23 protein-coding genes are annotated in these 22,988 nt (G+C 40.4%); 17 read left to right on the top strand and 6 right to left on the bottom strand.

Annotation, left to right across the window (positions count from 1 at the left end):
* Position 1 precedes the first annotated feature (1 nt).
* The 8 genes from AC13FX_RS13590 to AC13FX_RS13555 all read left to right on the top strand — a co-directional run bounded on the left by AC13FX_RS13590 (position 2) and on the right by AC13FX_RS13555 (position 6,954).
* Positions 2-874 carry a Rossmann-like and DUF2520 domain-containing protein gene (locus AC13FX_RS13590; RefSeq protein WP_482881366.1) on the top strand — a complete coding sequence of 291 codons (873 nt, stop codon included), beginning with the start codon at positions 2-4 and terminating at the stop codon, positions 872-874.
* A 69-nt stretch (positions 875-943) separates the two neighbouring features.
* Positions 944-1,549, top strand: coding sequence for a redoxin family protein (locus tag AC13FX_RS13585; protein WP_482881365.1), 606 nt, complete (start codon positions 944-946; stop codon positions 1,547-1,549).
* 97 nt (positions 1,550-1,646) lie between these two features.
* Positions 1,647-2,036: a 6-pyruvoyl trahydropterin synthase family protein gene (locus AC13FX_RS13580; protein ID WP_482881363.1), complete on the top strand. Its 390-nt coding sequence runs from the start codon at positions 1,647-1,649 to the stop codon at positions 2,034-2,036.
* On the top strand, positions 2,029-2,676 hold the full coding sequence (locus tag AC13FX_RS13575) for a 7-carboxy-7-deazaguanine synthase QueE (RefSeq protein ID WP_482881361.1): 648 nt from the start codon (positions 2,029-2,031) through the stop codon (positions 2,674-2,676). The genes AC13FX_RS13580 and AC13FX_RS13575 overlap by 8 nt, the downstream gene beginning before the upstream one ends.
* Before the next feature lie 744 nt (positions 2,677-3,420).
* On the top strand, positions 3,421-4,134 hold the full coding sequence (locus AC13FX_RS13570) for an SDR family NAD(P)-dependent oxidoreductase (RefSeq protein ID WP_482881359.1): 714 nt from the start codon (positions 3,421-3,423) through the stop codon (positions 4,132-4,134).
* A gap of 344 nt (positions 4,135-4,478) precedes the next feature.
* A complete protein-coding gene (locus AC13FX_RS13565; protein ID WP_482881357.1) occupies positions 4,479-4,970 on the top strand; it encodes a hypothetical protein in 492 nt (163 codons plus the stop codon).
* 267 nt (positions 4,971-5,237) lie between these two features.
* Positions 5,238-6,515 (top strand): O-antigen ligase family protein, encoded by a 1,278-nt coding sequence (locus AC13FX_RS13560; protein WP_482881355.1) that lies wholly within the window; start codon positions 5,238-5,240, stop codon positions 6,513-6,515.
* A 61-nt stretch (positions 6,516-6,576) separates the two neighbouring features.
* Positions 6,577-6,954, top strand: coding sequence for a hypothetical protein (locus AC13FX_RS13555; protein WP_482881354.1), 378 nt, complete (start codon positions 6,577-6,579; stop codon positions 6,952-6,954).
* An 8-nt stretch (positions 6,955-6,962) separates the two neighbouring features.
* On the opposite strand, the gene AC13FX_RS13550 is transcribed toward AC13FX_RS13555, so the two are convergent.
* Complete coding sequence (locus AC13FX_RS13550) at positions 6,963-8,162, bottom strand: hypothetical protein (protein WP_482881352.1); 1,200 nt, start codon at positions 8,160-8,162, stop codon at positions 6,963-6,965.
* A gap of 639 nt (positions 8,163-8,801) precedes the next feature.
* On the bottom strand, positions 8,802-9,191 hold the full coding sequence (locus tag AC13FX_RS13545) for a hypothetical protein (protein ID WP_482881350.1): 390 nt from the start codon (positions 9,189-9,191) through the stop codon (positions 8,802-8,804).
* A gap of 71 nt (positions 9,192-9,262) precedes the next feature.
* Between AC13FX_RS13545 and nei the strand changes: the two genes are divergently transcribed.
* The 3 genes from nei to AC13FX_RS13530 all read left to right on the top strand — a co-directional run bounded on the left by nei (position 9,263) and on the right by AC13FX_RS13530 (position 11,207).
* Entirely contained in the window at positions 9,263-10,090 is an 828-nt protein-coding gene (gene nei / locus AC13FX_RS13540) for an endonuclease VIII (protein ID WP_482881349.1), read from the top strand.
* A gap of 84 nt (positions 10,091-10,174) precedes the next feature.
* Positions 10,175-10,666 (top strand): DUF4920 domain-containing protein, encoded by a 492-nt coding sequence (locus tag AC13FX_RS13535; protein ID WP_482881348.1) that lies wholly within the window; start codon positions 10,175-10,177, stop codon positions 10,664-10,666.
* Between the two features lie 49 nt (positions 10,667-10,715).
* Positions 10,716-11,207 (top strand): putative metallopeptidase, encoded by a 492-nt coding sequence (locus tag AC13FX_RS13530; RefSeq protein ID WP_482881347.1) that lies wholly within the window; start codon positions 10,716-10,718, stop codon positions 11,205-11,207.
* Between the two features lie 29 nt (positions 11,208-11,236).
* Here the strand turns inward: AC13FX_RS13530 and AC13FX_RS13525 are convergent, their stop codons facing one another.
* The 4 genes from AC13FX_RS13525 to AC13FX_RS13510 form a co-directional block, all read right to left on the bottom strand.
* Positions 11,237-11,581: a four helix bundle protein gene (locus AC13FX_RS13525; RefSeq protein WP_482881345.1), complete on the bottom strand. Its 345-nt coding sequence runs from the start codon at positions 11,579-11,581 to the stop codon at positions 11,237-11,239.
* 188 nt (positions 11,582-11,769) lie between these two features.
* Positions 11,770-11,994 (bottom strand): translation initiation factor, encoded by a 225-nt coding sequence (locus AC13FX_RS13520; protein ID WP_482881344.1) that lies wholly within the window; start codon positions 11,992-11,994, stop codon positions 11,770-11,772.
* A 144-nt stretch (positions 11,995-12,138) separates the two neighbouring features.
* Positions 12,139-13,590, bottom strand: coding sequence for a carboxypeptidase regulatory-like domain-containing protein (locus AC13FX_RS13515; protein WP_482881343.1), 1,452 nt, complete (start codon positions 13,588-13,590; stop codon positions 12,139-12,141).
* Between the two features lie 113 nt (positions 13,591-13,703).
* Entirely contained in the window at positions 13,704-14,927 is a 1,224-nt protein-coding gene (locus AC13FX_RS13510; RefSeq protein WP_482881342.1) for an MFS transporter, read from the bottom strand.
* Between the two features lie 320 nt (positions 14,928-15,247).
* Between AC13FX_RS13510 and AC13FX_RS13505 the strand changes: the two genes are divergently transcribed.
* The 6 genes from AC13FX_RS13505 (at position 15,248) to AC13FX_RS13480 (ending at position 22,983) form a co-directional block, all read left to right on the top strand.
* Positions 15,248-16,585, top strand: coding sequence for a type II secretion system F family protein (locus AC13FX_RS13505; RefSeq protein WP_482881340.1), 1,338 nt, complete (start codon positions 15,248-15,250; stop codon positions 16,583-16,585).
* A 16-nt stretch (positions 16,586-16,601) separates the two neighbouring features.
* Positions 16,602-18,377 (top strand): GspE/PulE family protein, encoded by a 1,776-nt coding sequence (locus AC13FX_RS13500; protein WP_482881339.1) that lies wholly within the window; start codon positions 16,602-16,604, stop codon positions 18,375-18,377.
* An 83-nt stretch (positions 18,378-18,460) separates the two neighbouring features.
* The gene (locus AC13FX_RS13495; protein ID WP_482881338.1) at positions 18,461-18,967 is read left to right on the top strand and encodes a Crp/Fnr family transcriptional regulator; all 507 of its coding nucleotides are present in this window, start codon (positions 18,461-18,463) and stop codon (positions 18,965-18,967) included.
* A gap of 149 nt (positions 18,968-19,116) precedes the next feature.
* Complete coding sequence (locus AC13FX_RS13490) at positions 19,117-20,361, top strand: type IV pilus twitching motility protein PilT (RefSeq protein ID WP_482881337.1); 1,245 nt, start codon at positions 19,117-19,119, stop codon at positions 20,359-20,361.
* A gap of 10 nt (positions 20,362-20,371) precedes the next feature.
* Positions 20,372-22,105 carry a hypothetical protein gene (locus tag AC13FX_RS13485; RefSeq protein ID WP_482881336.1) on the top strand — a complete coding sequence of 578 codons (1,734 nt, stop codon included), beginning with the start codon at positions 20,372-20,374 and terminating at the stop codon, positions 22,103-22,105.
* Between the two features lie 2 nt (positions 22,106-22,107).
* Positions 22,108-22,983 (top strand): hypothetical protein, encoded by an 876-nt coding sequence (locus AC13FX_RS13480; protein ID WP_482881334.1) that lies wholly within the window; start codon positions 22,108-22,110, stop codon positions 22,981-22,983.
* Positions 22,984-22,988 lie beyond the last annotated feature (5 nt).

Genomic DNA, 22,988 nt, shown 5'->3' with positions numbered 1-22,988 from the left:
AATGAACAAGCCTACGATCTCCATTATCGGTCTTGGCAAAGTGGGTATGGCTCTCATTAAAGTGCTTTCGCACAACGATTATAGAATTGTGTCAGCCGTTTATAAGGGCTCAGCTCCCAATGCGTTAAAAACAGAGTATTCGGATATATCTTTTTTTGGCTCGATCCCTGATAAAGCAAATGATCTTGGGGATCTCATTCTGATCACCGTACCAGATGATGCCATAATTGATGTTGTAGAAGATCTGGATCGTAATTTTAGCAGATTAAATGGTAAAGCGGTAGCTCATTGCTCCGGAACCCATGCCTCTGAGATCCTGAAAGCACTCAAGGCAAAGGGGGCCAAAACGGCGTCCTTTCATCCGAACAGGTCGATAACTGATTCAACAAGTGATTTTACGAATACATGGTTTGATGTTGAAGGAGATGAAAAGCTCATTCAATTATTCAGGAAGATCGCCGATGACCTTGGGGCTAAACTTATTGAGATAGAGGCTGAGCAGAAATCATACTTACATGCTTCGGCTGTTATAGCTTCAAATTATCTGGTGGTCTTGGCTGATCTCATGACAAGAGTTTCAGATAAAGGAGGAATAGCTGAGGATCAGTCCTTAAAGGCATTGATCCCGTTAATGCGTAATACCCTGGATAACATTGAACAAAAGGGTGTAACCGACTCTTTGACCGGACCTATAGCCAGGGGGGATGTAAATACGGTTTCTGGACATTTAAAATTACTTTCGGATGAACCGGATCTAAAGAATTTATATAAAACACTTGGAAGAGAGGCATTGAGGATCTCAAAATTAGAGAATACCGATAGTTCTTCTTTTCACAGATTAAATGAATTACTTTCTGATCGATCAACAGAGTGAACTTTAAACCGGCTTTACGTATAATGGTGTCGGATAAATGAAAATTTATAGTACGCAACAGGGATTATTTTGATCAAATATTTTTCACTTACCGTTTTAGTCTCATTAATTATTTCTGTAGTCGGTTTTGGTCAGGGTCGATTGAGTATTGGTGGATCATTACCCTTAGGTGACAAGCAGGTAGAAGATATTTCCGGTCGGAATATTTCTCTACAGCAAGCTGCTGATAATAATGGCCTGATCGTGATATTTTCATCAAATACCTGTCCATGGGTGGCAAAATGGGAGGACAGAATGGTGGAACTTTCAACTTTTGCTTCCAATAATGATTTTGGTATGATCGCACTCAATTCCAATGAACGAATTCGTGATCGGGGAGAGTCTTTGGAGGACATGAATCGGCGTTCTCAAAAGCAGAATTATAATTTTACTTATGCTTTGGATGCGGGCCACGAGATCGCTGATGCATTTGGGGCTCAGTACTCGCCTGAGGTATTTGTATTCGATCTGAATCTGCAGTTGGTCTATCACGGAGCAATTGATGATAATCCAAATAACGCAGCTTCAGTCTCAAGATCCTACGTGATGGATGTTTTGAATGCCCTGATCAGTGGTGAACCGGTGCAAACTCAGCAAACCCGCATCGTTGGATGCAGTATCAAGCGATCTGAGTAATTATCCAAAAAAAACCGTAATTTTGGTCATGCCACAAACGTGGCTTTTTTTATTGCATCAAGAGGCAAGATAACGATCATAAAATTTATTACGGATAATGCCAACCTGGACACTACACACCGAGTTTAAATTCGACGCAGCTCATTTCATTGACGGCTATGATGGGAAATGTGGTAGAATGCACGGACACTCTTATAAAGTGAAGATGACCGCGAAATCGAATAAACTCAATCCTTCACAATACCTGGATACCCCAGACATGGTATGCGATTTCAAGGAGTTGAAATGGGCTGCCAAAGATTCAGAAAAAGGTGGCTTCGATCACGGAGTCTTAAACGAACTGATCTCAGAAAATACTACGGCAGAGAGAATTGCTGAATACATCCATAAGGAAACCAAAAACCGGATCCCGGAAGGCATCGACCTGACCGTAACGGTATGGGAAACAGATACCAGTTGGGTTGAATATACAGATCAGGATGTTTAAGACAGATACACAGATCACTAAAGAGAAAACCGAGCAGTACCTGGATGTGGTATATCCTGTGATGGAGCATTTCTACACCATACAGGGAGAAGGGGCTCATACCGGGCGTGCATCTTATTTTATCCGTACAGCCGGTTGTGACGTGAACTGCTGGTGGTGTGATGTTAAGGACAGCTGGGAGGAAGAAGGGCATCCAAAATTGACCGTACGAGAATTGGTGAAATCAGCCAGTGAAAGCGGAGCCCCATTTGTGGTTATCACCGGGGGTGAACCGTTGCTGCATGATCTGCTGCCATTGACCTTAGGATTAAAATCAGCCGGCTTGAAGGTTCATATTGAAACCAGTGGGTCCTCATCATTATCCGGTTCTTTGGATTGGATCACGCTTTCCCCAAAAAGGTTCAAGAAACCAACTGAGGAAGTATTTTCCTATGTGGATGAACTTAAAGTGGTGGTACTCACCAACAAAGACCTGAAATGGGCCGAAGAGAATGCCGCTAAATGTCCGGAACGAACCCGATTGCTTCTTCAACCGGAATGGGACACCCCCAAATCCATAGAACTTATCGTGGATTATGTCAAAGAAAACCCGGAGTGGGGCATAAGCCTACAAACCCACAAATTCCTGAAGGTGCCATAACGGCTAATATTGCAGTCATTCAGAGCGGAGCGAAGAAACTTGCCTTTTGCGTAGCATGAGAGAATTAGCGATTTAACAACGAGTAAGTAACTGGATAGTTAAACAGATCACACTGAGTGCCTTAAATAGGCAAGATCCTTCTCCGCTGACTGGCGGATCAGGATGACCGAAATTAATTGAGTGGGTAAAATCTACCATTCCATCACCCGGCTCTTGTTGAAATAGATCTCGAGCTCAAATTTGACTAAGCCGAATGATGGAATTGCTTTTCAATCTCAGAATCCATCATTCCGTTCGGTAGGCACTTGTTCAATGATTTTGCGAAGAGAGAACGGGGTGATGGATTGGTTGAATTAAGCGTAAATTATGCTACGTAAAAGCACCGTGAACTCTGCGAACCCATAGCACTCTCTGCGGTTAATGCGGTAATTGAATCTAATCCCCAAAACCAGCTAAAGAGTCATTCAGAGCGGAGCGAAGAACCTTGCCTTTTGCGGAGCGTGGGAGAACGAATGATTTACCAACTAGAAAGTAGCTGAATAGTTTAATAGATCACACTAAGTGCCTTAAATAGGCAAGATCCTTCTCCGCCGACTGGCGGATCAGGATGACCCATTTCAAGTTTTTGTTTCATTAACAAATTTTCCATCACCCGGCTCAACCCCAAATATATTTTCCATCAATACTTTGACTGAGCCAAATGATGGAGTTACCTTGCGACAGTACAATTAATTTTTATCATCTATGGCATATAAAGATGCAGCGGTACTGATCACAGGTGGGAGTAAGGGGATAGGTCTCTCTATTGCTAAAGTATTTGCCAGGGAAACCAACCGGCCTATTATATTGATGGCAAGGAATAAAGAAGACCTCAAAAAGGCCAAAGAGGTCTGTTTGAAGGAAGGTGCCAACACGGTTCATACCATTGCCGCAGATATAACCGATGAAAAGCAATTGAAAGATTCCGGTATCAAGGACCATGAAATAGGCATACTGGTAAACAACGCCGGACATTTTTTATATAAACCCACACGGGATACAACCACCGATGAATTCAAGTCCCAGTTGGAGGTAAACACTATTGGAGCCTTTAATGTAACCCAGGCCGTTTTACCCTCCTTATATAAGTTGGACAGGGGACTGATCGTAAACATAAGCTCTATGGGGGCACTTAAAGGTTTGGAAGGAAGCGGGGCTTATTCAGCCTCTAAACATGCCCTTTTGGGATACACCCAGTCACTGCGCAAGGAATTAATGAAGTCTAATATTGCGGTATCGGCCATAAATCTGGGTCAAACATACTCAACATCCTGGGATGGAGTGGACATTGATCCTCAAAATCTCATTGATCCCGAAGATGTGGGGAGGCTCATATTAAGTTTCTCTCAACTATCTAAACGATCGGTTGTTGAGGAAATAAACTTGATGCCGCAGGGTGGTGAAGTCCCTCCAATGTAATAAATATTGCTCTAGTGGCCTGACAGACAATGAAATATGATTTTAAGATTATTTTAATAGTAACTGTCTTGCACCTTTGTTTATCATGAGGCAGATCAAACAACACAGAGGTTGATCATTGACGTACTGCTTTAAACATTAATTGTGGAATATTAAAATTTTTTAATATTTTATTTTTTGTAACAGGACGGTAAACCATACCTCTTGTGTTCGGAAACAAATTCTAAAACACTAAATAATTTCTAATTTTCTTTGTTGCGTTAAATCTTAACATTTGCATCAGACGGAAATTGAAAAGTTTAACAACACAAATAAACAAACAAACAATACACTAGGAGATCATCATGGGTCAACAACAATTATTACTCGTAATACTCGTAACAATCATCGTAGGTATCGCAACCGTGGTAGCTATTAACACCTTCGGAGCTGCTGCAGATTCAGCTAACCTTGACGCTGTACGTCAGGATGTTGCACAGATCGCTGCTGCTGCTCAGGGCTACTACATGAAACCAACTATGCTTGGTGGTGGTGGTAGATCATTTGCAGGAATAACGTTCAACGATTTTGCTTTTGCAGCAACTGGTATAACTACTGATGGTTTGACTGCCCAAAATGAGAATGGAAGATATGTTATAAATGGTGGTACAGCTGTTCCTGCTGCTGCACAAGCCTTTACAGTTAATGCGTATCCATCTAGTGGCGAAGGCTATGCGCCAGGTGCAGTTGATGCTGATGGTGTTCTGACAGGAGGTACAAATGGAACTTCAGAAGGTACTGCAGAAGTAAGACCTAATGACGCGGATCCTGTGACTTTCACTGGTACATCAGGTTAATTCAAATATATAAATATTGAAAACTACAAAGCCTCTCAATCTTAGACTGAGAGGCTTTTTTTTATCTTAAAAATTAATATGATATATAGATTACCTCTCTTAATAACGTCTTTTTATTTAATTGCTGCACCTTACCTTAGAATCTCGTCTCTAAGATTTTTTGATAGTCAAAGAATTTTAGAACTGACCCTGTTCTTTTTCATTTCACTATTCTTAGTACTTAGAAAAGACCGTATAAAAAATATTAGTATAACAAGTACACTGTTAATGAAACCATTCGTGATTTCAATAACATTATTATTTTCGTTTGGTTTGATTTCTGCCTTATTTAGTGAGGTTCCAAAATATGCTTTCATTGAACACCTCATTTACCTTCTTATTGTGTTGTTAACAATTTTGTTATCAGCAAAAACCTTAAGAGGACATTTTGTTTTAGGTAAGGTTATTTTTATAACTGCAGTTATTTATGCTGTTCTCTACTTGATAATATTTTGGGGAAACTATATAACTTCATTCCTAGATCCAATGATAGTACTGTGGCCTGAAAAGCTAAATTTCACCATAAATTATGGTGGGGTGGAATATAAGGGTCGGGACATACTTTTCTTTTCACACAAAAGAATGTTCAATCATACTCAAACTTGGAGCTTACCACTTATTATTGGTTTATTTGCCCTTATTAAACCTAAAAAGGAAAACTATTTACATCGAGTTTTACTTTTCCTATTGGTATCGTGTTGGTGGTTACTAGTGATTGCATCTGGGGCAAGAGGAACTACAATATCTGTAACTTTTGCGTTGGTAATATTATTAGTCTTATGGCGCAAAGAAGTTATAAAATTATTTAAGACCTATACTTATACCTTTTTATCAGGGGTATTTCTCTACATTATGTTCTATAAGCTAATCCCATCAAATACGGCCGAAAGTCCAATCTTAAGGACTTCTGACAGTGGAAGGTTTGATATTTGGGAAAGAGCTCTAAATTTATGGTTAGAAAATCCTCTATTTGGGGTAGGCCCTATGCATTTTGCTCATGTCACTTCAGAGCCTACGTTTGCTAGTCAACATAATTTTTATTTACAGATACTGTCTGAGTGGGGAATCTTTGCATTTGTTGCACTTCTAGTGATGCTAATAATTACAATAAAGTATATCTACACCAACACTAATACAGTTTTGAAAACTTCCAATGAAAAGAATTCATTAATTTACTTGTCATTATTGTGGTCTTTGTTATCGGCCACCACTCATGCTTTTTTTAGTGGAATTATGATTTCACCGATGAGCCAGGTTTGGTTTATTATTATTTTAGCTTGGTTTTTAAGCTATATCAATAGAAGACATTGTTCATTAATTGAGAATAACTCTTTTCAATATTTAAAATATATTGCCTTTGCTCTGATAGTTTGCATTGTTGCATTAGCTTACAACGATATATTGGGCCTAAGTGAAGGCTATTATAAGTATGTCGAAGAATATCCGGATAAAGTTTTATACCCGAGATTTTGGGATCAGGGCTTGTTTGGACTTGAAAAGCTATAATTAAGCAAATTTAACTGTATTTATTGACAGGTTAATATAGTTTTGTCTAAAAAGTAATGTTATGGGACAACAACAGCTTATATTAATACTTCTTGTCACCATCTTGGTAGGCGTTGCCACAATGCTTGCCATAAATACCATGGAAGAAAGCCAATTAAATGCTAATCATGATGCTGTTCGGCAGGTTATGCTAGATGCTTCGGCCGAAGCACAGGGGTTTTATAATAAATCAAAAATGTTTGGTGGTGGTGGTAGGTCATATGAAAATATCACACTTGATCATATAGGTATTCAGGAAGGTAATTTACACGGTGATTTTAGTATATCAGAACAAAATCAGGATTCATTCACTCTTACGGCTATTCCTGCAGCTGGTGGTGAAAATATCGTGGGTGTAATTTACAGAGATAGAATAGAATTTGTAAATCCTGAGGAATAGTATATTTCTTATTCTAAAAACCGAATTTTAACTGTTGATGTTATATTTGTTAAATCCGTATAACTTATCATCAATCCATCTTCATTTACCGTGATCTGAGGAAACCCACTGCTTCTATCTTTATACATTCCCGGAACTGAGTATTCTTCCATCATTTCTCCATTCAGATCATATTTCCTTATCAACAGTTCAGCATCTTCATTATTTGGTCTTAGCCAGCTTACCCAAAGAGATTCATCGCTCATATTCAGATCTACGCGACCAAGCGGTGCTTGATCATCTAAGAGGATGGGGTCTCCATAGGTTTGTCCATGGTCTTGTGAGATAGCCATTTTAACCAGGGCCTCATCATTGGCTCCCGTGAACCATGCAACGGCTACGGTATTGCTATGAGCATCTATGGCCGGGCCATTGACCGGGCAGGCTGCGATCTGCCAGTTATCATCGTGAATTGCTTTTGGTTCTGACCAGTCATCATTGATCAGGGTTGTCGTATAGATATCCCGAATTTCATCAGGGGTTCGGTTTCTGTAAGCGGCAGCGTAGCCTATTTCGGTTTTAACGATTGCCGTTTGGCAGCAGTCGCAGACCATTTCATCGATCAGGTAATCTGCCAGAATATCACCGGTGGTAGAAATTTGAGCGGCTCTGAGTGTCATGGCTTTATCCATATTGGCGTAATCATCTACCACACGATCTAAGGTTTGCCGTCCATCCAGCCAAAGGGCCATGTAGGTGGAATCCGTTGCCGGGGTCATGCTGACGAACCCGTGTTCTGTGGGCGTATTGTCAGTGTGAGGTGTGAAGGATTCACTCCAGCTTTCATTGTAAGCTTTCATCTTTATGTGATAGGCATAAGTGCCTCCATCTACCTTATCGAGCCAGTGTGCTGCCATTGGTTTACCATTACGGGCAATGATGGCGGGGTAGTCGGCCCAGTTTACAAACCAGGTAGAGTCAGAAGCGATCTCAACCGGTTCACTCCAATTTTCATCTTTGAATGTTGCGTACTTTAGTTTAGTAATGGAATTTTCATCCTGTTCCATCCAGCTCATAAATATAGTTCCGGTGTTATCGGTAAAGAGCCGGGGGTAGATGCTGTTATCTGCAGCGGGAGAGGGGATCTCTTTAATTTGGGTTTCAGGGGTTGTAGTGCAGGCTGCTAAGATAAAAGTAGTGGTCAGGCAGATGAGGCCGAAATATTTCATGTACTTATGGTTGGTTTTGAACATTGCGATGAATGTACAAGATATTGAGCAAACGTACATCCCCCTGTAAATGATCGGGGGATCATTTACAGTCCCTCTTCAAAGAGGGAATTATGCTTGCCATTAAATTTTCAGGAGATAACTTTGTTTCTACAGCTTAAATGTGTTGAGTACTCCATCATTCTGTCCAGTTAGTTTCAAAAGAAGGGACGGGGTGATGGATGGTTTTATATCAGCATATATGTAGTGTTAATTATGGTAACCTTAGCCCAATCCATCACTCGGCTCACTGTGAATCTAACAATCTATCACTTGGTTACTGCGCCGAATGATGGATTTGTTTTTTGTTCTGCCTGCTTTAGTAAGCCAATCAAACCTAAAAATGATCATCCTGAATGATGGGTGCATTGGGATCATGCAATTAGCTCATAGTTTGGGTTAGATCAATTTATTCACATCCCTCTGATTATGAGCTGAAGCTCATAATTTATCTCCCTTCAAAGGGAGAATTCTCTTTAACGGCTTGGGTTGTTAGTATTATGAAAGGTGTCTAGTAAATCTACTTAGTTGATCAGGAAAAATTCCCTCTTTGAAGAGGGACCGGCATTGAGCTTCAGCTCAATGACAGGGGGATGTGAGTCAGGAAACGAACTCCTGTCTGCTATAAACCAGGTATGCCAGATAAACCCCGATCAGATGAAGGGTGATCACCGCTATAAAATAAAATATGGATTCCATTTTATAGGAATTTGCGATCTCAATGCCTCGCCAGAGAAGGATAATAATTCCAAATAATAGGGCATAGCGTTTACTATTGGTTTTTAGAACCGTGAGTACAAGCATGGTCGCCAGCCAGGTGCTTGCAAGGACAGAGGCCATGATCACATAGGTCCAAACATCAGCAGGCAGGTGAGAGATCCCGTAAAAATTGAACTCAACCCGATGATAGAAGGTGATGATTAGTCTGGCGAACCCCTCAAAAAAGAGGATTCCAAAAAAACCTGAGATCAGGGTGATGATGGCTTTCATTGAACGTATTTTGTATGCGATTTGTAAAGAGTGCTAAACTATTAACTATAAACCAATAACCATAGAAAAAAATGCCAGAAGGACCGGAAATTTGGAGAGCAGCCGATAAGATCAGTCAGGCCGTTGCAGGAGAAGAGATCGTTGACCTGTTTTTTGCATTTGATGAACTAAAACCTTTCGAAGAATCACTGAAAGGAAGAAAGATCACATCCGTCACGCCAAGGGGAAAAGCTATCATTACGGCGTTCGATAATGAAATGAATCTCTATTCACACAATCAATTATATGGGAAATGGTTGATCAGCAAGACCCCTGAGGAGCCTGATACCAATCGCTCGTTGCGTGCAGCGATCCGCACAAAAAAAGGTTCGGCTTTTTTATACTCGGCTTCCGAGATCGAAATGCTGGAAGATGATGAAGTCAAAGATCATCCATATATTAAGAAGCTTGGTCCTGATGTAGTACATCCTGAAACGACTTACGAGCAAGTTCTGGAAAGGTATAAGGACGATAATTTCAAAAATCGAAAGTTAGCCACACTCTTACTTGATCAGGGATTCCTGAGTGGAGTTGGAAATTACCTGCGAAGTGAGATCTTATTTTGTTCTAAAGTCGACCCGGAACATCGTCCTAAAGATTGTTCGGAAGATCAGATCAAGGATCTGGCCCATTACTCTCTTGAGCTCTCCAGGCGTTCTTATAAAACCGGTGGTATTACAACAGAACCTGAACTGGTTGAAGCCTTAAAGCGGGAGGGAAGTTCTCGTAAAGAATATCGTCATTATGCTTATGGCCGGACCGGAAAGCCGTGTTATAAATGTGGTAAGGAAATCATTGAAATGAAGACCGGTGGGCGGAAAATCTATTATTGTGAGAACAGACAAAAACAAGATCAATAATTATAATTATCAGAAGATATCGGATGAGATTTACCCAAACTTATTTGTATGTTTGGGCTCCCTTAAAATCAAACAAGATATCCTATGAAAACGATATTGATAGCTGTATGTACTCTTTTTATCTCAAACGGTGTTATTGCTCAGGATGCTGAAGTCATTCGCTTATCCGAACCGGTTCAACAAACTGAAGATTATGAAGTGTTTGGAGCTCCAGTGGATGAATGGGATACAACACTTGAACTCAAAGATCTGATCAATGCCCCTGAAAATTTCACGGATAAAGTTGTTACGATCGAAACTGAGATCGCTGAAGTTTGCGAGAAAAAGGGATGCTTCTTTGTGGCCAATGCCGGAAGTGTATCTGCTCGTATCACCTTCAAGGATTATGGATTTTTCATCCCAACCGATTCAAAAGGCAAAACAGTTAAACTGATCGGCAACTTTGAGGTTAAGGAACTCACCGAAAAGGAAGCCAAACATTATGCTGAAGATGCCGGACAAGATCCTGAGCTGATAAAAGGACCACAAAAAGAATATTCCATTGTGGCCACAACGATACTTGTTCCCAAGCCTTAACTAAATTCATGTACAAGAGAAATTTTAATTAATAAACTACATTCTATTCATGCCAGAGAACGATTTTCTTAATGCCGAACCAACCATACACTCAACCAAGCAACTCATGGAATCACCTGAGGTGGAGGCTATTGCCAAGAAGGTGATCGAAAAACATAAAATGGAATTTGGTCCGGCTGAAATAGGGTATTTCCTTGTTTATCCAAACCTTTCAAAACAGCGTGCAGCCAAGTGTATGAAGGCCAGTCGCGAAGTGAAGCATTATTCCGGAAACGATTATCTGATCGAGATCTCCGGAGAGCTGTGGGATATGCTGGATAATGATACCAAAGAAATGATGCTTTACCATGAGCTTCTGCACGTGGATCCAACCTTCAAATCAAAAACTCAGGAATGGAAAATGACGATCCGGAAGCCTGATTTTGCTGATTTCTACACGATCAACGACAAATACGGCAACGAGTGGTATAAAACCATTCAGGCCACAGCTTCGTCCCTTTATGATCTTGATCCAAAACAGGAGAGTAAGGTGAAATTATAGGTGTTAGGGAGTAGGTTTTAGGTGTTAGTTTATTTCCTAAGTAAAGTGTGTATCATTTTTTGAACTTCATCGTTGCAATTTAGCGCATTTGAAAGATGAGTTGGATCAATGATTTCATCTTGTTTCAGTAATAGCAACTGAGTTTCGAGTTCAAAGCTGGATCCGAGAGAAATTCTTAAAAACCGCTTAAAATCCTTTCTGCTTTCCCGACTGCTACCTTCAGCTAGGTTTGAAGGAATTGATATAGATGATCTGATTATTTGATCACGATAGGTGTACTGTTCACTTTTTGGTAATTTTGATACAACTTGACGGACTTCTGAAGTCAGTTCTATACTTCTTTGCCATACAATTAACTTTTTGAAATTTTTCATTCCTCACTCGTTTAATTCAAATATAATTTTGAAGTAAGAGCGATGAAATTCATATTCCTTACAATAAAAGCTCCAAAAATTAGATCTTAACCAAATTGTAAGCTCTAACACCTAAAACCTAACACCTAAAACCTAACACCTAACACCTTGCACCTAACACCTTGCACCTAACACCTTGAACCTAGTACCTAACTCACCTCATATCCCTCTTTTTCGAGGATCTTCTTGATTCTTTCTACGTGATCACCCTGAATCTCAATGGTCTTTCCTTTGATGGTTCCACCTGTCCCCAATTGGGATTTCAGTTTCTTTTCAAGCTTTTCGATGACCTGAGGATTATGGGTAATGCCTCGAATAACGGAAACTTGTTTGCCTCTTCGGCCGGCTGTTTCCATTTTTACACTTACTTTCATAAATAGTCCTTTAAAAATTTCGTTGTAGATTTTCTATCAGGAAGGTAACAGATGTAAAGGGGCAATTAAAACAAAAAGTCCGCCGGAATGAACCGAACGGACTTTGTACAAAAATTCAGAATATAAATTCCGACCTTGGCTTACCTAATTGGCCGTTTTTCTCCGTGTTCCTGATATCTGGTCGTAAACCGTTTCTTCTCCGGAAGGAGAGGTAACCGTGATCTTGATGGTCAGATCGGCAGGGTCTAATGATTCTTCGTCAGTATCCCTTATAGAGAAATTGAATTCTGTTGAACCGGGACCCGGGAATAATCTATTACCCAAAGTGAAATCAGTTGCTCCGGTTACTTCAATGCCTTCACCGGCTTCAACATTGAATTGAGTACCGGCCGGCATAGGATTTCCATTGATATCCGTCACGGTATAAGTAAAGCTTTCTCCTCCGTTAGGCTGAAGGTCAAAAGTAGTTGGAGTCGCGGATATCAATGCTTCAGATGAGGTAAATAGGATCACTACATCTTTCTCGATCTCTTGACTATTTCCATTGATGGTTTTAGCCGTTACCGTTGCGTAACCTGGTCGGCCACCGCTTCCTGCCACGGCATCATTTGGTCTTGGATCTCCAGATATGAGATCAACAGTAACTTCACCGTCCTCATTTGTATTTCCCTGGCCCGAACCCTGAATAATACCACCGGTGGTTGAAAAATATACAGCCGTACCGGGTTTGACCGGATTTCCGAATTGATCTCCTAAAATCACCGTCAAACCATTCCTGTTTCCATTGACTGACCATCCTTCAAAGTTGTATGCATCAGCTGCTATACTGAAGTGATCCAGATCCGGGAAACCACCATGAATAGTAATGGCGACCGGTTTAGAACGGATGGTAAGTCCAATATCCTCACGAACTATCTCAGCCTGGATCTGAACAACACCGGCCAGATTTCCACTAAAAAGGTTTGATGTCACAGTACCATTGGCATTTGTTGTTGCAGTAAGAGGGGTGATCCCTTCACCGCCGCCGGGGCCTGATAGAATTGAAAACTCCACTTCTTCCGAGTTATCCAGGTCCAATGCTCGTCCGGCTGAATCTTGTACCTGAAATGTAAAGCTTGTGTTTACAATACCGCCTGTTTCAGCAATATTAATGGTTTCTTCTGTAATTCCTTCTAAAATAATAGCGGCTGCACCTGCTGATGGGCCGGAAACGCCGGTTCCTCCATCATCACTGCCACCACCGCCACCTTCCGGTGATAATTCAAAATCGAAATTGGTTAAATTATCTCCACCGGCAACCTGAACCGTTCTGCTTTGGGAATTATAATCGGTAGCGGAAGCTGTGATGGATATGGATGTTAATTCACTTGCCTCGATATCCGCAAGTGAGTAGGCTCCGTTTTCATCACTTCGGGTAAAGACATCCGAAAATTCCTGGGGGGAAGTAACCTGAATGGTTGCATTTGCAATTCCGTCCCCGGTCTGCCCGTCAGAGACAACGCCTTGAATTAGAACCTGATTATCATCATCCGTTGTACAGGCTGATGAGAAACCTAATAGTAGTGCCGAAAAAAATAGTAGTGATATTTTACGCATAGTTTTTTCTTTAATAGAGTTGATAGCCGATACTAAGTTACAATATTATCGATATCAAGTTAGAAAAAGATAAAATCAGGTGAGATAATTGCTTAGATCTTTAGTGTGTCGTATCAGGCAGGAGAGTGGGCCTCATTTTTTTGACTGTTTAGCTCCGGTTCGGGAACATGGCGCCATACAATATAAGCCATTACCAGGATCATCAATGTTCCGATGATCGTATTGCTGACATAGCCGCTTTCTACATAAAAAGGACCTGCAATGGATCCGCCAACACCATACCCAACCTGTCCAATGGCTACCAGCAGGCTCATGAGCGAACCTCTGTTGTCTGATTTGATAAGTTGAGTGGACAGAGCCTGAAAAGGACTGATCCTCATAGCTATGAGTACCATGGTCAGGAAGAAGATCACATAAGCTACCCAAAAATCTTTGATCACATAGGTTGTAATGAGCATGACAAAAGCCAAACCAATACACGAAATGATAATGATCTTCTTACGCCCGATTCGGTCTGAGATCTTTCCAGCAACGGGTCCCGTAATAACGTTGGCAATACCACCAACAAAAAACAAAGAGGCAATGGCGGTTCCACTCACACCAAAAGTTTCTTCAAGCCAGGTTGGAAGATAAACCACATAAACTGATACGCTTAAGAACATGACTACGTAGGCCAATGCTACGGCACGAACATCACTGCGTTTAAGCAATTTTAAATATTTATTGAAAGCTCCTTTGAACGTGATCCTGTCCTGCGATAATTCTACATTAGGCTGTGGTACTTTCATATAGGTTAGTATGAAAGTGAGTCCCATGATGCCGCCAAATAAAACGAATGGGATACGAAACCCTGAAATATCGGCTAATAAAGTACCAAGGGGGATACCCAGAATTTGACCCATGGCAATCCCACTCATGATCCAGCCATTAGCCCATCCTCTTTTTTCATAAGGGAAATAGTCTCCTACATAAGCAACTGCGGCTCCACTGAGAACACCACCGGCCATTCCGGCTAATGCACGAACAACCATCAGCCCCCAAAATGAATCAACAAAACCATGCAAGAATAGGGAAATTGTAATGCCACCCGTTCCGATCAAAAGAATTTTACGGCGTCCAATTTTATCGGAGAGTGGCCCCATGATGATCGCAAAGATACCAACCATGACGGCATAGACTGTCACAAGGTTCCCAAGAATTTCAAGGGGAGTGCCAAGTTGTTCGCTGATGCGCGGTAAAATAGGAGAGATGATCATGACCTGACTGCTGGCTGCAAATACCAGTAGCCATAAGGCAAATATAATAATGTATGGATTGCCGTCTTGTTTTTTGGTCATAGGATGATTTTTGTACAAGATATACCGCAACAGTTTAAAAAGCAGTAAATATTTGTTCGTGTAACTATAAGCATATTCTCACAGTTCTCTTTTTCCGAAATAATTTAGCAGGTGTTTTTCTTTTTAAAATCAAAATTGTGACAAATTGATTATGCTTATTTATCAAAATAATGTAGTTTATCACATCATCTATAGATATTTACAGTGATTTCGGTTACGTGAAGAATAAATAATTTGTTCACTGTGCAAATATTTTTTTATTTCAGGTAATCAATCGGGTTACAATTATATAGAACCCATAAGCAGCAGAGAAAGTTACTATGGCACAATTCAGGCTAAAAGCTATTTCCCAAAAAGGTAAAGTTGTACAAACTGAGTTTGAAGCTGACAATAAAAAAGAAGCTCAAAATAAAGTTGACCGCTTATCAAAAACGAATGGATTAAAGATCCAGGCACTTGATGAGAAGAAAGTATACATGTACAAAGCACAGCGTGCCGGGAAAGCCGTTGTTAGCGGTGAGCAGGAAGCCTACAGTAAGGAAGAACTTGAAAAAGCCCTGGTAAAGCTAGGCTATAAGGTCAAAAGCATCAATAAAAAGCTTTTTGACTTTAAGGGGAGTGTCCCGAACCAGGAAGTTGTGACCTTCATTAGTTTATCAGCTGATCTCCTTAAACAGCAGTTACCTTACGATGAGATCTTGAATCTTCTCTATGAAGATACTCAGAACAAGCGGATGAAGGAGGTTATTAAGACCATTCAGAAAGACCTCAAAGATGGTAAAGAAGGGGATGAGGTTTATGGCAAGCACGAGGATGTGTTTGGAAAATTTGCCTCGTACATGTTAAGTGTTGCGTCGACTTCCGGTAATATGGCTTTGGTATTTGAAAGTACGGCCAAATTCCTGGAACGTGATGCTGAATTCAAGAAAAATATGCGTCGCGCTTTAATGATGCCTGCTGTAACAGTACTGGCTGTAATTGGGGTTATCTTATTTTATGTAGGATATATTTTTCCTGCCACGGCCGAATTATTCCTCGAGTTTGATATTAAACTTCCGCCTATGACGGCGGCTACCCTGGAACTTAGTTATTGGTTGAGCGATAACTGGGTTCTCATAGTCATGTCTTTCCTGATCCCGATCTCGGCCTTCATTTATTTTATAAAAACACCTAAAGGTGAACTCCTGAAGGATAAGTATATCATCAGTATACCTGTAGTGGGAGATCTGTTACATAAAACAAGTATTGAGATCTTTGCCCGCGTATTTTTCACGCTTTACAGTGGTTCCGGGCAGAATATTGAAGTTATTAAGGTTGCAGCAGAGGCTTGCCGTAATAAGTACATGGAAAAACAGATCAAAGACGTGGCTATCAAGCGAATGCTGAAGGATGGGGCAGGATTGATCGAATCGATGGAAGCGACGGGGGTATTTACGAATACTGCATTAAGTAGATTCAGACTTGGTGCCGAGTCCGGGGCTTTGCGTGAGAATGCCAAACAGCTGGCAGAATATTATGAGATCCAGACCACCTATAAGATGCAGTCAGTCATTGACGTGATAAATCTATTCATAAATTTATTTATTATGGTAGCCTTGATCGCAATTACGATCGTATCCTCTGAGTCAGCGATCATTCAACCAAATACGGGCGTTTAATAATCAGAAGTGATAAATGGGTAAAATTAACATCCGCAGACATATAGGTGATATCCTTGTCAACAAAGGGGTTATTACGGATGAACAGCTTCAGAAAGGGTTGCAGATATTATCTGAGGAACCAAAGGAGAGTAATCGCCGGCTAGGGCAAATACTGTCTCAGGATCTCGGATTGAATCGGCATACGATCATGAAGGAGATCGCCAATATCTATGCTTTCCGTGAAGTGCTCAAGGATGTGGAAGAGATTCCAGGAGAAGTTCTAGATCATATTAAAGAAAATATTGATGAACTGTCGAAAGAGATCGTAGACGAGTTGGTTCATCATAAAGCGGTTCCGTATCAGAAGACACAGGATGCGATCATTATTGCAGCAGCTGACCCATCCGATCCAAACATTCAGAATATTCTGAACAAGATCAATTTCAAACAAACCGAACTTGTTTATTGTAAGTATGAGTCGGTTGAAGAGATCCTTTCTAAGGTCTATGAGCAAAAGAATGAGTTCCTGGATCTGCTCGAAGAGATCGATTATGAAGAACCTGACCTGGAAAAGGATCAGGAAGAAGTTGACGAAGAAGAGATCGATGCTGAGATCAACCAAAGTATGCTTAACTCTTTGGTTGAAGGTATGTTAGTGGAATCAGTTCGGCAGGGAGTTAGTGATATGCACATCGTGCCAAGCTCGCCAACAACTACAGATATTCGTTTTCGAATTGATGGTAAACTTCAGCTTTGGTACCAACAAAAGAATGTTAAACCTGAGGCAATTTCAGCTGTAATTAAGGATAAGACCAGGAATGTTGATCGCTTTGAAAGAGACGCCTCCCAGGATGGTTTCATTCAGAGACAGATAGATGGTGTGGGAATTCGTTATCGAGTCTCAATTATGCCAATTGTTGGGAAGCAATTTGACCGTAAGTTCGAGTCAATTGTAATTCGTGTCCTGGATGACAGAAATGTAATTCGTGATCTTGATAAGCTCGGTCTCCAGACGAATGCTAAGGAAAATTTCATTAAATCGATCAAGAAGCCTTCGGGTATTGTGATCATCACCGGTCCGACCGGTAGTGGTAAGTCAACCACACTTGTAGCTGCCTTATATTATGTAATAGATCCCACAAAGAATGTTTTGACAGTTGAGGAGCCGGTTGAGTATATCATTGAAGGGGCCAGGCAGTTAAAGATCAGTAATCACATGACCTTCGACCAGTCTATTAGGGGTATCTTACGTCATGACCCGGATATTGTACTTGTGGGTGAGATGCGTGATCTGAAGACAGCTGAGATCGCTATCAAACTTGCAAACACAGGTCACCTTACCTTTTCAACCCTTCACACCAATGATGCCCCAAGTGCCATTTCACGTTTATTCAAGATGGGAGTGGAGCCATTTTTGATTGCTAATGCCGTGAATCTTGTTGTGGCTCAGAGGCTTATACGAAGATTATGTAATAACTGTAAGGAAGAATATCAGCCCCATCCTGAAATGGCTAAGGGGATAGGATTTACAGATGAAGAGCTTGAAACAGCTACTTTCTATAAACCTGTAGGTTGTGAAAAATGCAATAATACAGGGTATAAGGGACGAGCCGGTATTCATGAGGCACTTTATTTCTCAAAAGAAGTCAAGCAAATGATCCTGGATGCCGGAGGTGATATTGATGAAGGTGCGATCAAGGATCTGGCAATGTCTCAGGGGATGTTGACATTGCGTGGTTCAGGGCGTGAAAGGATCAAGGAAGGAATTTCAACAATAGAAGAAGTTATAGCAGCAACTATTGAGGATTAATAAGAGGCAAAAATTGAAAATTAATATTAACTTTACGGAAAGCGACAGTTTGTTGTCAGCGGTAACTATTATAGGGGTTTACTATGAGCAGTGATAATTCAAATTCCAGTGACGAACTAATGACGGACTATATTAAGAAATTCCTGAAGGAGCCTCCTTTGCTTCTGAAGAACTTCCACTATGAGGACGTGCTGGAATTTTTACAGCTGGGCGTTGAGGAGCGGTTTTTGAATGACGAGGTCATACTGAATGAATCTGAGTATGTGAATTCAGCTTATTTGGTTGCTGAAGGTAAAGTGAGTATTTGGAAAGACAATATTCAGATGGCAACTTTAGGGGAAGGTAATTTTTTGGGTGAAGCTTTTCTTTTCAGTAAAAATAACAGAATGGCTAAGGTGACAGCTGACGGGGACTGTGTACTGCTAAGGTATGAAAGGTATGAAGCGCTTAATTTCTTTCGTAAAAAACCTGAAAAACTGTTCAATATTTTTACCAAGAACATTATTGAAATACAGCAAAGAAAGATCAGCAACATGAACGTTCAGCTATTAAATCTAAAAAAACGTCTGTTAAACGATACCAATTGGTAATAGTTGGTAATAGATCTTTGAATTACAGCTAAATTCGTGGGTGTATTTAATTTAATGTTGTTTTATTAGATTAAATTAATTTAGTTTGTAACATATCATCTACAAAAACATCTATTACTGTGTCATCTTAAAATGTTATTGGCTTGTATATGGAGACGGCTAAAATCTCTGATAAAATTAATGAATTAGTTCAGCCAGTCATAGATCAGGTTCCGCGATCAATGCGGGGGGTTGACCGGCATATTGCTATTGGAAAGGTTATTGACGGCCTGGATGATGAGCACCGGTCTAAATTGACTGAAGTTATTGACTCATTATTGGTTAGGATGCTTAAGAATGAGGCATCTGATATTGATTTGGGAGGACCCGGGTGTGACGGTATGGTATGGTATCGTATATATGGTGATAAAAGCCCTGCCAAAAACCCAACCGGCCTGACATTCGATCAAACTAACGTATTACTTCATAACATCATTCTTCCTACCCAAAGGAAAAAGTTAATAGCAGATAAAAACCTCGACTTTTCTTACAGTATTCCGCTGGATGAAGATAAAGATCAGCGTTTCCGTGCAGATATGTATTTTGATCTAGAACATCTTGCATTGAATATGCGTAAGATCGATAATACGATCAGACCCTTTAAAAGTTTAGGTGTACACAGTGAAGTAGCCAAAGCTTTAAGTTTAAAATACTATAAATATGGGCTGACACTTATCACAGGTATTACCGGTTCAGGTAAGTCATCAACACTGGATACCATCATTGATGCCAATAACCGTACTGTTGATTCTCATATTGTTATCATAGCCTCTCCAGTGGAATTGATCCATAAGCCCGTTAAGTCTGTTGTGAGACACAGAGAGGTTGGTAGAGATGTTGAATCATTCAAAGAAGGAGCTATTCAATCTTTGCGTCAGGATCCGGACATCATCGTTATTGGTGAGTTGAGAGATCCTGAAACCATAATGACCTCATTGGAGATCACTGACTCCGGCCACAAAACCTTTGGAACACTTCATACCTCCTCAGCAATGGAGAGTATCGAACGTATCTTAGGTGAGGTGCCAACTGAAGAACAGAATCGCGTTAGAACGCGTCTATCTGATGTACTTACTTGTGTAATAAGTCAGAAGCTGGTTCCAAGCCTTGACGGTAAACGCGTATTGGCTAAAGAGGTTTTGATCGTTAATTCATCCGTTCGTGCGGCTATACGTAATAATAATATCAGTGAGATCTACCAGATGTTGATGGAAGGCAGTGAGCGCGGTATGAATACTATGGAACAAGACCTAAAAAGGCTTTATACTCAGGGTGTTATCTCAAAAGAGACGGCTGTGAATCATGCCAACAATAAGACCAAGATCTTGCAATTACTAAGTGAAATTAATTACTAACGGATAGTTCATGTTCCAAAACAAGACATATACAGGTATTGTTGTAGAAGGTGATTCACTTAAGATTGCCAAACTCAAAGTAGCCGGAAAAAAATTAGAGCTGCTAAGTCTTGATCAGGTCAGGCTGATAGAGCCGCTTAAGACCAAAAAAAGCCTCCAAAAGCAACAAGCTGATCCTGTTTTTGACGATTTAGATATGGATCAGGACCTTGATGATGAAGAGATCATATTTGGTTTGGAATCTGATGAGGAAGAAGATGACGGGTTAGACCTTGAAAACCTTGATGATGACCTGAATGATCTTGACTTTGACGACCTTGAAGATGAGTCATCAGATGACATCATTGACACCGATATGGTGGATGAGGCAGGTACACCGGCATCGAATGAGCTATTGCTCTACAATCTTTTAAGTTCCACGAGTTCAGAAAGGGTTGATCTTGGAATAAGTATCCCTGCCGGTCAAACAATATTTCAGATACTCAAAGACACAGATTTTTCAGATACCAAGAAAAAAGACTTACAGGTCATAGTTGATGACAGACTTGAGGCCTTGCATGGCGTTCCTAAAGGGGATGACTTTTATTCCTATACGGTAAGAGACGACGGGGCTTTGTTACTTACATCAATTGACGATGAGCCTCAACTATTAACCTTATTGAACAAAACCCAGGACCTTTATAGAGGTAAATTGTTCATAAACCAGGTTCTGCCTGAAGAAATATTACTGCTGGGATTGATCAGGGCCAATTATGAGCTGGAAGAGAACAGTATTTCCGGGGTTGTACAGTTTGGTGAGGAATTTTGCAGAGTGATCTTTTTAAGAGGTGACCAGTTGTGGATCGTCTCGCCGGTTATAACTGAAGGAGTTCAGAGTAAGAAGTTTTTGAATACTGTATTCAGTAAGATCTTGTTTCAGTTAGACACAGGGGAGGTTCCTAACCTTGATAGACTTATCATCTGTAACAATTCACTGGGTGATACAGCTATTGAATTTTTTGAAGAAAGATTTCAGGATGTTGATGTTTCTGAGTTTAATTTTCAGGATGAATTCCTCGATGCTGAAAATATCAACGAATCTTCTATTTCTTCTTTTACAACCGCTATTGGTGCGGCCTGGGCAGCTTCCGGTTTTCAATCTGAAAACCTGCCAAAGATCTCATTCCTGCCGAAGTATGTAGATGACCGTCAAAAGATCTTCAAGTTACAGTGGCACGGTTTCCTATTATTGTTCCTTATACTTATTACACCGATCGTAGCTAATCATTTTTATACCATGAACGCAGCTGAAATTGATCGGCTGGAAGGAAATATCAGTACTCTGGATGCTCAGATCCGTTCACTTGAAGCTACAGTTCAAAGATCTAATGAGATCACTAATGAGCTTAATCAAATTCAGTCAAAACTGGCTCTGTTGAGTGAACTTAATCAGGGTACCTTAACTTGGTCCACTAACTTAGATCAACTAAATAGCGGTGTTCGAAATATTAACTCACTTTGGATCACTGCCATGCGGCAAAACCAAAATGATGCAATTGAGTTAGCGGGAGTGGCCAGATACAGAAATAGGATCCCAATGCTTGCAGATCTGTTTAATAATGCAACTTTGTTGAATGTGAGTACAAATGTGATAAGGTCTGAGGAAGTTTTTGAATTCAGGTACGTGGTAGGAAGCTTCTTTGAGGACGATAATATCTATACACCTGAAAGTGTTCAGGGTATCCAAGAAATAATAGGGGAATAAAATTGTCATACGGCGTTAGAAATACCATAATTCTGTTAGTTGCCCTCTTACTCTTTGGGGGCGGGGCCTTTGCCTATATCCAGTTTGTGCAGGTTCCTGAGATCGAAAGATTGGAAACCAGTATGCAAGAAAAACAACAGGACTATAATAATAAAAAAGCGATCAGTGATGCCTTTCCTCAGTTAAATGAGAATTATCAGAATGCATTATCGATCATTGAGAACTATGATAAATCTCTTTACAAGACGCCCAATCCTGATGATGTATTTGATTATTTGAACTATATAAGTAACAGCTCAGAAAACCTTAGGGTCTATTTCGATTTTAATTTTGTTGATTCCACCGCTCAGGATCAATATGGGATCATACGGTCTAATTTGAATGGCTATGGAAACTTTGTAAATGTAGTTAACTTTATAAATACCATAGAAAATAGTCAGTTACTTAATAAAGTTACCGCACTTTCTATGGTGCCACCGGGCGGAAATAATGAGGGACAGGAAATAACAGATATCACCTTCAATTTCACTCTTGAAAGTTACTACGAACGGATTCCTATTCAGGAAAATGCGTCCAGAACTAATGTCTTAACCAGAAACCAACAGGTATCTACGTTTAATCCATTTTACCCGCTCATTCAGCCTACGGTACCGCCAAACACCGATAATCTTATCAACGTAGAGCAAAGCAGGATAATTGGAATGACAGCGTCCAGAATCTTTATAGTAGATCAGGGAGGAAATGTACAGTCGCTGACCATCGGGGATGATGTATATCTTGGCTCTCTTCAATCTATTGACATCAATAATAAATCTGCCACTTTCAATTTAAATAAAGGTGGCATCACGGAATTAGTTACCTTGGAGATAGAGCGATGAACACA

It is taken from the genome of Gracilimonas sp. B-17, assembly GCF_056857935.1.
Note: the sequence above shows the minus strand (reverse complement) of the source record. Positions and strands in the feature narration are given on the sequence as shown.

Bases quoted from the DNA above. Each gene is read 5' to 3' on its own strand.
- AC13FX_RS13535 (WP_482881348.1), top strand. From the start codon at position 10,175: ATGAAAACGATATTGATAGCTGTATGTACTCTTTTTATCTCAAACGGT.
- AC13FX_RS13525 (WP_482881345.1), bottom strand. From the start codon at position 11,581: ATGAAAAATTTCAAAAAGTTAATTGTATGGCAAAGAAGTATAGAACTG.
- AC13FX_RS13515 (WP_482881343.1), bottom strand. From the start codon at position 13,590: ATGCGTAAAATATCACTACTATTTTTTTCGGCACTACTATTAGGTTTC.
- AC13FX_RS13570 (WP_482881359.1), top strand. From the start codon at position 3,421: ATGGCATATAAAGATGCAGCGGTACTGATCACAGGTGGGAGTAAGGGG.
- AC13FX_RS13505 (WP_482881340.1), top strand. From the start codon at position 15,248: ATGGCACAATTCAGGCTAAAAGCTATTTCCCAAAAAGGTAAAGTTGTA.
- AC13FX_RS13590 (WP_482881366.1), top strand. From the start codon at position 2: ATGAACAAGCCTACGATCTCCATTATCGGTCTTGGCAAAGTGGGTATG.
- AC13FX_RS13555 (WP_482881354.1), top strand. From the start codon at position 6,577: ATGGGACAACAACAGCTTATATTAATACTTCTTGTCACCATCTTGGTA.
- AC13FX_RS13520 (WP_482881344.1), bottom strand. From the start codon at position 11,994: ATGAAAGTAAGTGTAAAAATGGAAACAGCCGGCCGAAGAGGCAAACAA.
- AC13FX_RS13565 (WP_482881357.1), top strand. From the start codon at position 4,479: ATGGGTCAACAACAATTATTACTCGTAATACTCGTAACAATCATCGTA.
- nei (WP_482881349.1), top strand. From the start codon at position 9,263: ATGCCAGAAGGACCGGAAATTTGGAGAGCAGCCGATAAGATCAGTCAG.
- AC13FX_RS13485 (WP_482881336.1), top strand. From the start codon at position 20,372: ATGTTCCAAAACAAGACATATACAGGTATTGTTGTAGAAGGTGATTCA.
- AC13FX_RS13530 (WP_482881347.1), top strand. From the start codon at position 10,716: ATGCCAGAGAACGATTTTCTTAATGCCGAACCAACCATACACTCAACC.
- AC13FX_RS13500 (WP_482881339.1), top strand. From the start codon at position 16,602: ATGGGTAAAATTAACATCCGCAGACATATAGGTGATATCCTTGTCAAC.
- AC13FX_RS13495 (WP_482881338.1), top strand. From the start codon at position 18,461: ATGAGCAGTGATAATTCAAATTCCAGTGACGAACTAATGACGGACTAT.
- AC13FX_RS13580 (WP_482881363.1), top strand. From the start codon at position 1,647: ATGCCAACCTGGACACTACACACCGAGTTTAAATTCGACGCAGCTCAT.
- AC13FX_RS13560 (WP_482881355.1), top strand. From the start codon at position 5,238: ATGAAACCATTCGTGATTTCAATAACATTATTATTTTCGTTTGGTTTG.
- AC13FX_RS13575 (WP_482881361.1), top strand. From the start codon at position 2,029: ATGTTTAAGACAGATACACAGATCACTAAAGAGAAAACCGAGCAGTAC.
- AC13FX_RS13490 (WP_482881337.1), top strand. From the start codon at position 19,117: ATGGAGACGGCTAAAATCTCTGATAAAATTAATGAATTAGTTCAGCCA.
- AC13FX_RS13545 (WP_482881350.1), bottom strand. From the start codon at position 9,191: ATGAAAGCCATCATCACCCTGATCTCAGGTTTTTTTGGAATCCTCTTT.
- AC13FX_RS13510 (WP_482881342.1), bottom strand. From the start codon at position 14,927: ATGACCAAAAAACAAGACGGCAATCCATACATTATTATATTTGCCTTA.
- AC13FX_RS13550 (WP_482881352.1), bottom strand. From the start codon at position 8,162: ATGAAATATTTCGGCCTCATCTGCCTGACCACTACTTTTATCTTAGCA.